Below are 6,949 nucleotides of genomic sequence, written 5' to 3'. Positions count from 1 at the left end.
GGCGACAGCGACGACAGCGACGACAGCGACGACGGTGGTGGCGGTGGCCGGCTGGTGGTGGACTGGCAGGTCGTGCACAACACGGTCGTGCCGGTCGACTCCGCGCGGCTGTCGCCGGCCGACGTGCGCGAGCGCGCCCGGCGCAACGTGCTGGAGGTGGCCTACGCCGGGGACGTCCTCGTCGGCTGCTCGACCGTGCGCCCCCCGCGCGAGGGGGTGGCGACGGTGATCTCGCGGGTGCTGCCCGAGCACCGGGGCCGCGGCTTCGGCCTGGCCCTGCACGAGCGGGCGCTGGCCACGGCCCGCCTCCTGGGCGCCCGGGAGGTCGAGACGGTGCTGACGGTGTCGAACACGGCGGGCCTGCGGTTCGCCGCGCGGGCCGGGTTCACCCGGGAGGTCGACCGCTACCGTCTGGAGGGCGACACGGTCGACTGGGTCGAACTGCGCCTGGTCTGAGGGGCCGCGCCCCGCGCGGGCGGGGGCGGCCCGGTTCAGGCGCGGACGGTGCGCAGGGCGGTGGCCCAGGACTCCAGCTGGTCGAACAGCGTGGTGGCCAGGTCGTCGTGGTGGGCGGCCGGTTTGAACAGGGAGAAGTTCTCGAAGTCGCTGAACATCGAGAAGGACAGCTGCTGGCGGACGTGGGCCAGTTGCAGTTCGCTGGCGACGGTGCGCAGGTGCTCGACGGCGCGGACGCCGCCCAGGGTGCCGTAGGAGACGAACGCGGCGGCCTTGTCGGCCCACTCCTTGTGCAGGTAGTCGATCGCGTTCTTCAGCACTCCGGTGGTGGAGCGGTTGTACTCGGGGGTGACGAAGACGTAGCCGTCGAACTCGCTGATCTTCGCGGCCCAGGCGCGGGTGTGGTCCTGGCGGTAGGGCAGCCCGCGCGAGGGCGGGACGGGCTCGTCCAGGTGGGGCAGGGGGTAGTCGGCGAGGTCGACGAGTTCGTAGGCGGCGGCGGTGCGGGCGCCCGCCCGGTCCACGACCCAGTCGGCCACGGCCTTGCCGTTGCGGCCGGGGCGGGTGCTTCCCAGGATGACGGCGATACGCAGTCCAGTCATGAGCGGTGGGTGCCTTTCTGCCGGCGGGTCTCACGCCCCCTGGCCGGCCTTGTCGTAGAAGCCGTCGTCGTGGATGGGCTGGACCTCGGCCTGCTGGTCGTGTTCCTTGAGCCAGGCCTCGCGCAGGGCGGCCGCCTCGTCGTCGGCCTGCGCGGCGGGGACGAGCCGGCCGTCGGGGGTCAGGCGCTGCGGGTGCTCGCCGGCCGGCCGCCAGTCGAACCGGGCGGCGATCTTGAAGAGGTCCTCCTGGGTGAGGGGGCCGCCGTTGTCCTTCTCGGCCTGCAACGCGGTGGGGTGGTAGTTCTCGTAGCCGCCCGGCATGTGCAGGGTCAGGAAGTGGGCGCCCTCGCCGGGCGGGGTCGCCCAGGTGTGGCGGGTGCCGCTGGTGATGTGGGCCATGGAGCTGGGGCCGAGCTCGACGACCTCGTCGTCCAGGGCGACGACGAGGCGGCCCGAGACGACGAAGTAGGTCTCGGTGGACTCGGCGTGGGTGTGCAGCGGCGGGCCCGACCAGGCGGGTCCCTGGCGCGTCTCGACCAGGGACGCCGCGCCGTCGGTCGCGTTGGTCGACAGTACGATCTCGAAGCCGCGGCGGCCCTCGGGACGGTCTCCGGGGTGCACGATGTGGGTCATGGCGTCCTCTGTTCGGCGGTCGGCGGGCGTGGGGGCGCGAGGGAGATCTAACCGGCCGGGGCCGGGCGTACGACTGCGGACGCGGGGGGCAGTTGAACAGTCCGGCAGGGGTGTGGCCTGCCCGTTCAGCGGCCTCTGCGGCGGGGTTGTGCGGGGCGCCGGTGGGGCTGTGGCGGGGTGCGAGGCGGACCCGGGCGGCGGCGCAGCGGGATTCGAGCGGGCCTGCGGCGGCTGTCCGGCGTCTCTCGGCCGTACCCCAGGAAGGTGGGCTGAACGGCCCGTCACCACGGCCCTGAAGTGAGGTCGGTCAATGATGCTTTCGCTCGCCCGCCGTTTTGTGCGCGGGGTGTACCGCGCCCTGAAGGCGTACGGCAGTTACTACACGGGGCTGGATCCCGAGCGTCCGGAGGGTATTCAGCTGGAGGATCCCGCGCCGGGGCATCCGGAGCGGCTGTGCCGCGACATTCCGCTCACGGCGGTGGAGCGGGCGCTGGTGCGGGAGTTGGAGGCGCGCTGAGCCGAGCCGGGCCTTCCCTCACGCACGGGCGCCGCTGCCGGGACTCCTTCGGAGTCCCGGCAGCGGCGCCGGTGCGGGGGCGGGCCGGGTCAGGCCGCGGCGCGTTCGGCGACGAACGCCTCCCAGGTGCGCTTGCCGGTGTCGTTGTTCTTCAGCGCCAGGTTCTCGCCGGCGCGGTAGGCCTTGCCGGCCTTTCCGGGCATCCGCATCGGCATGAGCGGGCGGCGCTTGCCCTGCGACTGCAGGTAGCTGCGCAGCAGGTCGCCCAGGGGGTACACCTTCGGTCCCGCCAGGGCGGGGACGAGCCCGGCGGGCTGGTTGAGGGTCAGTTCGACCAGGCGGGCGGCGACTTCGCGCGAGTCGACGGGCTGGAACTGGAGTCCGGGCACGGGGACGACGGGCATCTTCGACATCTTCTCGGCCATGGACCAGACGATGTCGTGGAACTGCGCGGCGCGCAGCATGGTCCACGGGATGCCGGACTCGGTGATGGCCTTCTCGGCCTCGAGCTGGACGCGGAACCAGCCCAGCGGCATGGTGTCCGTGCCGATGACCGAGATGTGGACGATGTGCTGGACGCCGCCGACCTTCTTGGCCGCGCGGATCAGGTTCTGGGTGATCTTGTCGTCGCCCTTGGGGCCGCCGGCCAGGTGCAGGATGGTGTCGACGCCGCGGATGGCGTCCTCGAGCCGGTCGCTGTTGTTGAGGTCCACGGCGAAGTGCTCGATGCCTTCGCTGTTGTCGTGGAGGTGACGGCTGAGGACTCGTACGTCGCGCCCGTTGGCACGCAGCAGGGGGACGACGTGGCGTCCCAGGTTGCCCGTGCCACCGGTGACCAGGATGGGGGAGGTCATCGCTGACTGTCTCCTTCTTTGGGGGCAGGGTGTCCCTGCCGTTTTTCCGATGTCGGTGCCGCGCGCCCGGCGCAGGGGCGCGCGGCGGGTGTCAGACCGTTGTGGGTGTGCGGGCGGGGCCGAACCAGCGGCCGAGGGCCTCGGTGAGGTCCGTGGCGCTGTGCGAGGTCCAGGCGAGGTGCCCGTCGGGGCGCACCAGGACGGCGGCGGGCGGGGCGGCGGGGCCGCTCCAGGTGCCGGTGACGACGTCGACGCGGCCGCTCCAGGCGTCGGCGGAGGTGGCGGTGTCGGTGGCGGTGTTGTCGGGGACGATGAGCAGTCCCCGGGCCGGGTGCAGCAGTTCGGCGACGCGGGTGCGGGTGCCGTCGGGGTGCTGGAGTTCGCGGGCGGGGTCGAGGCGCAGGCCCACGGGGTCCGCGTCCGGCGCGCCGGCGTCCGTGCCCGCGTCCGTGCCGGTGCCGGTGTCGGCGGGGTAGCGGACGCCGAGTCCGCTGACCTGGCCGGCGAGGTGTTCCGCGGCGGCCTGGTCGGTGACCAGTTCGCGCACGAGGGCGCGCAGCGGGTCGAGTTCGGGGCCGCTGAGGTAGAGCATGGTGGCGGCGTGGGTGTTGCGCATCAGTTGCCGGCCCTGCGGGTGGCGTTCGTCGTGGTAGGTGTCCAGGAGGCTGTCGGGGGCGGCGCCGGTGGTGACGGCGGCCAGTTTCCAGCCGAGGTTGGCGGCGTCCTGGAGTCCGGTGCTGACGCCCCAGCCGGCGAGCGGGGGGGTGTCGTGGGCGGCGTCGCCGGCCAGCAGGACGCGGCCGCTGCGGTAGCGGTCGGCGAGGGCGGCGCCGTTGGGGAAGGCGGACATCCAGCGGGCGGTGCCGTGGTGGATGTCCTCGCCGGTCAGGCGCTGCCAGGTGGTGGCGATGTCGGTGTAGGTGAGGGTGGTGGCGTCGGGGTGGGGCGGCAGGCTGCTGTCGTGCATCAGGACGCGGTGGTAGCCGTCGCCCAGGCTGACGGAGAGCACCATGTTGGCGTCGGGCACGTACTGGCCGGTGGGGCGCGGGCGCGGGTCGACACCGGTCACGTCGGCCATGTACATGCCGCGGGTGGATTCCCAGCCGGTGGTGGTGATGCCGGCGAGGCCGCGCACGGTGCTGTGGCCGCCGTCGCAGCCCACGAGGTGGGCGGCGCGGACGCGGTGGTGTCCGTCGGGGCCGTCGAAGAGGGCTTCGACGTGGTCGTCGTCCTGGGTGAGGCCGATGAGTTCGTGGCCGCGCAGGATCGGGACGCCCAGTTCGCCGAGCCAGTCGGTGAGCATCTGCTCGGTGGCCGACTGGGGCAGTCCGAGGACGCCGTGGTGGTCCTCGTCGAGGAATTCCAGGTCGATGCCGATGCCGCCGAAGTGGCCGCGCTGGCCCCACCGGATGTTTCCGAGCCGGCTGAGCAGGCCGCGCTGGTCGAAGAGTTCGGCGACGCGCTTGGTGAAGCCGAGGGCGCGGGATTCCCCGCTGGGTTCGGGCAGTTTGTCGTAGACGGTGACGTCGCCGCCGCCGAGCCGGATTTCTCCGGCGAGATAAAGCCCGACCGGACCCGCTCCGATGATTATTGTGCGAGTTTCCATTTTTCGATCTCCGCTGTTTGGACAACGCGGCCTGCGAGATCGAGCATCAGCTCAAATTCCATTCACCATGATGGCACAGTCCGGCTGTCGGATAACCGTGTACAAATGGGTCTCGACCACTTCTTGAGCGGTCCTCTAGCGGTTCTGTCCGGTCAGCTCGGGGTGGCCTTGCGGTAGCGGCGTACGGCGAGGGGGGCGAAGACCAGGAGGATGCCGGCGGTCCAGGCCAGCGAGCCGAGTACGGGGGTGGTGAGGTCTCCGCCGAAGAGCAGGGCGCGTACGGCGTCGGCGGTGTAGCTGACCGGCTGGTGCGCGGCGAAGGCCTCCAGGGGGCCGGGCATGGTGGAGGTGGGCACCAGTGCCGAGGAGACGAAGCCGAGGGGGAACAGCACGGGGAAGGCGACGATGTTGGCCGTCTCCGGGCTGGAGGCGAGCAGGCCGATCAGGCAGAAGACCCAGGACATGGCGAAGGCGAAGGCGAGCACGATCAGCGCGGCGGCGAGGTAGCGCAGGAGTCCCTGGTGGACGCGGAATCCGACGAGGTAGCCCAGGCCGGTCATCCAGGCGAACACGAAGACGTTGCGCAGGAAGTCGGCGCTGGTGCGGCCGGCCAGGACCGCGGAGCGGGTCATGGGCAGGGCGCGGAAGCGTTCGAGGAGGCCGCTCTTGAGGTCCGCGGCGAGTCCGACGGCGGTGGCGGTGGCGCCGAAGGCCAGGCCGATGGTGTAGGCGCCGGGCATCATGTAGTCGGCGTAGCCGACGCCTTCGGGCAGGGCGGCGCCGATGGCGCCGCCGAAGACGTAGCGGAACAGCAGGACGAACATGACGGGCTGGAGGCTGGCGAAGAAGATGGCCTGCGGGACGCGGATGTAGCCCAGCAGGTTGCGCCAGGTGATGGTGGCGGCGTTGCCGAGGGCGCTCGCGCGCGGGCGCAGTCCGGGTGCGGTGATGCTCATGGTTACGCCGCCTCCTGCGGGTCGGGCGCCTGGGCGGAGGCGCGGCCGGTGAGCGAGAGGAACACGTCGTCCAGGCTCGGCTCGCGCAGCACGAATCCGGTGGGTGACAGGCCTGCGCGTTGCAGGGCGCCCAGGACGTTCATGGCGGAGTCGGTGTCGGTGCCGACGGGGATCTCGACCTGGTCGCCGTGCAGGCTGGCGCGGTGGCGGGGGGCCAGGGCGGCGGCGGCGCGGGCGGCGGTGGTGTCGTCGGCGAAGCGGGCCACGGCGACGGAGGCGCCGAGGTCGGCCTTGAGCTGGGCGGGGGTGCCCTGGGCGATGACGCTGCCGCGGTCCAGGACCACGAGGTGGTCGGCGAGGTGGTCGGCCTCTTCGAGGTACTGGGTGGTCAGCAGGACGGTGGTGCCGTCGGCGACGAGTTGTTGCAGCACGCTCCACAGGTCGCGGCGGCTGCGCGGGTCGAGGCCGGTGGTGGGCTCGTCGAAGAAGAGGATGCGGGGGCGGTGGACGAGCGCGGCGGCGAGGTCGAAGCGCCGGCGCTGGCCGCCGGAGTAGGTGCGGCTGGGCCGGTCGGCTATCTCGGTGAGGCGGAACTGTTCGAGGAGCTGTGCGGCCCGGGTGCGTACGTCGGCGCGGGACATGCCGGTGAGCCGGCCGACCATGAGGAGGTTCTCCCGGCCGGTGAGGTTGGGGTCCACGGCGGCGTACTGGCCGGCCATGCCGATCAGCGGGCGGACCCGCTGGGGAGAGCGGACGGCGTCGATGCCGTCGATCAGGATGCGGCCGGCGTCGGGGGCCAGCAGCGTGGTGAGCATGCGGGTCGTGGTGGTCTTGCCCGAGCCGTTGGGGCCGAGCAGGCCGACCACCGAGCCGTGGGGGACGGTCAGGTCGACGCCGTCGACGGCGGTGAGGTCGCCGAAGCGCTTGACGAGTCCTTCCGCGCTGATGGCCACCCCCTGCCCGGCGGGTCGCAGGGGGCGTACCACCGGCTCGTGGGAGATCGCGGCCGTCGGCGCTCCCTCGGCCGACACGGTCTGGCGCATGTCGTGCACCTTTCTGTTCGAGTGAAGGCGACGGGCCGCGGGGGCGGCTACTGCGCCCAGGGCGGGGTGAAGGAGGTCTGCTCGCCCGGGACGTGGGCGACGCCGCCGACGGGCAGCACGACGACGAACTCCACGGAGGGGTCGTGGGGGTTGCTGATGCCGAAGGTGGTGTTCGGCGGAACGATGAGGGTGTCGCCCTCGGCGAGGTGGTGCAGGTCCTCGTCGAGCTGGACGTCGGCGGCGCCGGAGAGCACGTGGAAGATCTCCTCGTGGTCGACGGTG

Annotated in this window: 9 protein-coding genes; 2 read left to right on the top strand and 7 right to left on the bottom strand. The window is 72.3% G+C overall.

The genetic code is table 11. The features are described 5' to 3' along the window. Positions 1-51 precede the first annotated feature (51 nt). Positions 52-456, top strand: coding sequence for a GNAT family N-acetyltransferase (locus ACIP5K_RS34905; protein ID WP_401416393.1), 405 nt, complete (start codon positions 52-54; stop codon positions 454-456). Between the two features lie 35 nt (positions 457-491). Here ACIP5K_RS34905 and ACIP5K_RS34900 read toward each other — a convergent pair whose 3' ends face one another. Both ACIP5K_RS34900 and ACIP5K_RS34895 read right to left on the bottom strand, forming a co-directional pair. Next, positions 492-1,058: an NADPH-dependent FMN reductase gene (locus ACIP5K_RS34900; protein ID WP_401416348.1), complete on the bottom strand. Its 567-nt coding sequence runs from the start codon at positions 1,056-1,058 to the stop codon at positions 492-494. Between the two features lie 30 nt (positions 1,059-1,088). After that, entirely contained in the window at positions 1,089-1,691 is a 603-nt protein-coding gene (locus ACIP5K_RS34895; RefSeq protein WP_401416345.1) for a cupin domain-containing protein, read from the bottom strand. A gap of 310 nt (positions 1,692-2,001) precedes the next feature. On the opposite strand from ACIP5K_RS34895, the gene ACIP5K_RS34890 reads away from it, so the two are divergent. Further along, positions 2,002-2,208: a DUF6059 family protein gene (locus ACIP5K_RS34890; protein ID WP_401416343.1), complete on the top strand. Its 207-nt coding sequence runs from the start codon at positions 2,002-2,004 to the stop codon at positions 2,206-2,208. An 89-nt stretch (positions 2,209-2,297) separates the two neighbouring features. Here ACIP5K_RS34890 and ACIP5K_RS34885 read toward each other — a convergent pair whose 3' ends face one another. The 5 genes from ACIP5K_RS34885 to ACIP5K_RS34865 form a co-directional block, all read right to left on the bottom strand. Next, positions 2,298-3,062 (bottom strand): SDR family oxidoreductase, encoded by a 765-nt coding sequence (locus ACIP5K_RS34885; protein ID WP_401416340.1) that lies wholly within the window; start codon positions 3,060-3,062, stop codon positions 2,298-2,300. Between the two features lie 91 nt (positions 3,063-3,153). Further along, a complete protein-coding gene (locus tag ACIP5K_RS34880) occupies positions 3,154-4,668 on the bottom strand; it encodes an FAD-dependent monooxygenase (RefSeq protein WP_401416338.1) in 1,515 nt (504 codons plus the stop codon). 152 nt (positions 4,669-4,820) lie between these two features. Then, complete coding sequence (locus ACIP5K_RS34875; protein ID WP_401416337.1) at positions 4,821-5,624, bottom strand: ABC transporter permease; 804 nt, start codon at positions 5,622-5,624, stop codon at positions 4,821-4,823. 2 nt (positions 5,625-5,626) lie between these two features. Continuing rightward, positions 5,627-6,667: an ATP-binding cassette domain-containing protein gene (locus ACIP5K_RS34870; RefSeq protein ID WP_401416336.1), complete on the bottom strand. Its 1,041-nt coding sequence runs from the start codon at positions 6,665-6,667 to the stop codon at positions 5,627-5,629. A gap of 47 nt (positions 6,668-6,714) precedes the next feature. After that, the coding region (locus ACIP5K_RS34865; protein ID WP_401416334.1) for a cupin domain-containing protein at positions 6,715-6,949 on the bottom strand (235 nt) is incomplete at its 5' end.

This window comes from Streptomyces sp. NPDC088785 (assembly GCF_044750685.1).
Taxonomy (GTDB): domain Bacteria; phylum Actinomycetota; class Actinomycetes; order Streptomycetales; family Streptomycetaceae; genus Streptomyces.
The sequence above is the reverse complement of the archived record's forward strand: the minus strand, read 5'-3'. Positions and strand labels throughout refer to the sequence as shown.

What these genes read in the sequence shown, in the direction of transcription:
- ACIP5K_RS34900 (WP_401416348.1), bottom strand. Translation starts at nt 1,058, where the DNA reads ATGACTGGACTGCGTATCGCCGTCATCCTGGGAAGCACCCGCCCCGGC.
- ACIP5K_RS34895 (WP_401416345.1), bottom strand. Translation starts at nt 1,691, where the DNA reads ATGACCCACATCGTGCACCCCGGAGACCGTCCCGAGGGCCGCCGCGGC.
- ACIP5K_RS34890 (WP_401416343.1), top strand. Translation starts at nt 2,002, where the DNA reads ATGATGCTTTCGCTCGCCCGCCGTTTTGTGCGCGGGGTGTACCGCGCC.
- ACIP5K_RS34885 (WP_401416340.1), bottom strand. Translation starts at nt 3,062, where the DNA reads ATGACCTCCCCCATCCTGGTCACCGGTGGCACGGGCAACCTGGGACGC.
- ACIP5K_RS34880 (WP_401416338.1), bottom strand. Translation starts at nt 4,668, where the DNA reads ATGGAAACTCGCACAATAATCATCGGAGCGGGTCCGGTCGGGCTTTAT.
- ACIP5K_RS34875 (WP_401416337.1), bottom strand. Translation starts at nt 5,624, where the DNA reads ATGAGCATCACCGCACCCGGACTGCGCCCGCGCGCGAGCGCCCTCGGC.
- ACIP5K_RS34870 (WP_401416336.1), bottom strand. Translation starts at nt 6,667, where the DNA reads ATGCGCCAGACCGTGTCGGCCGAGGGAGCGCCGACGGCCGCGATCTCC.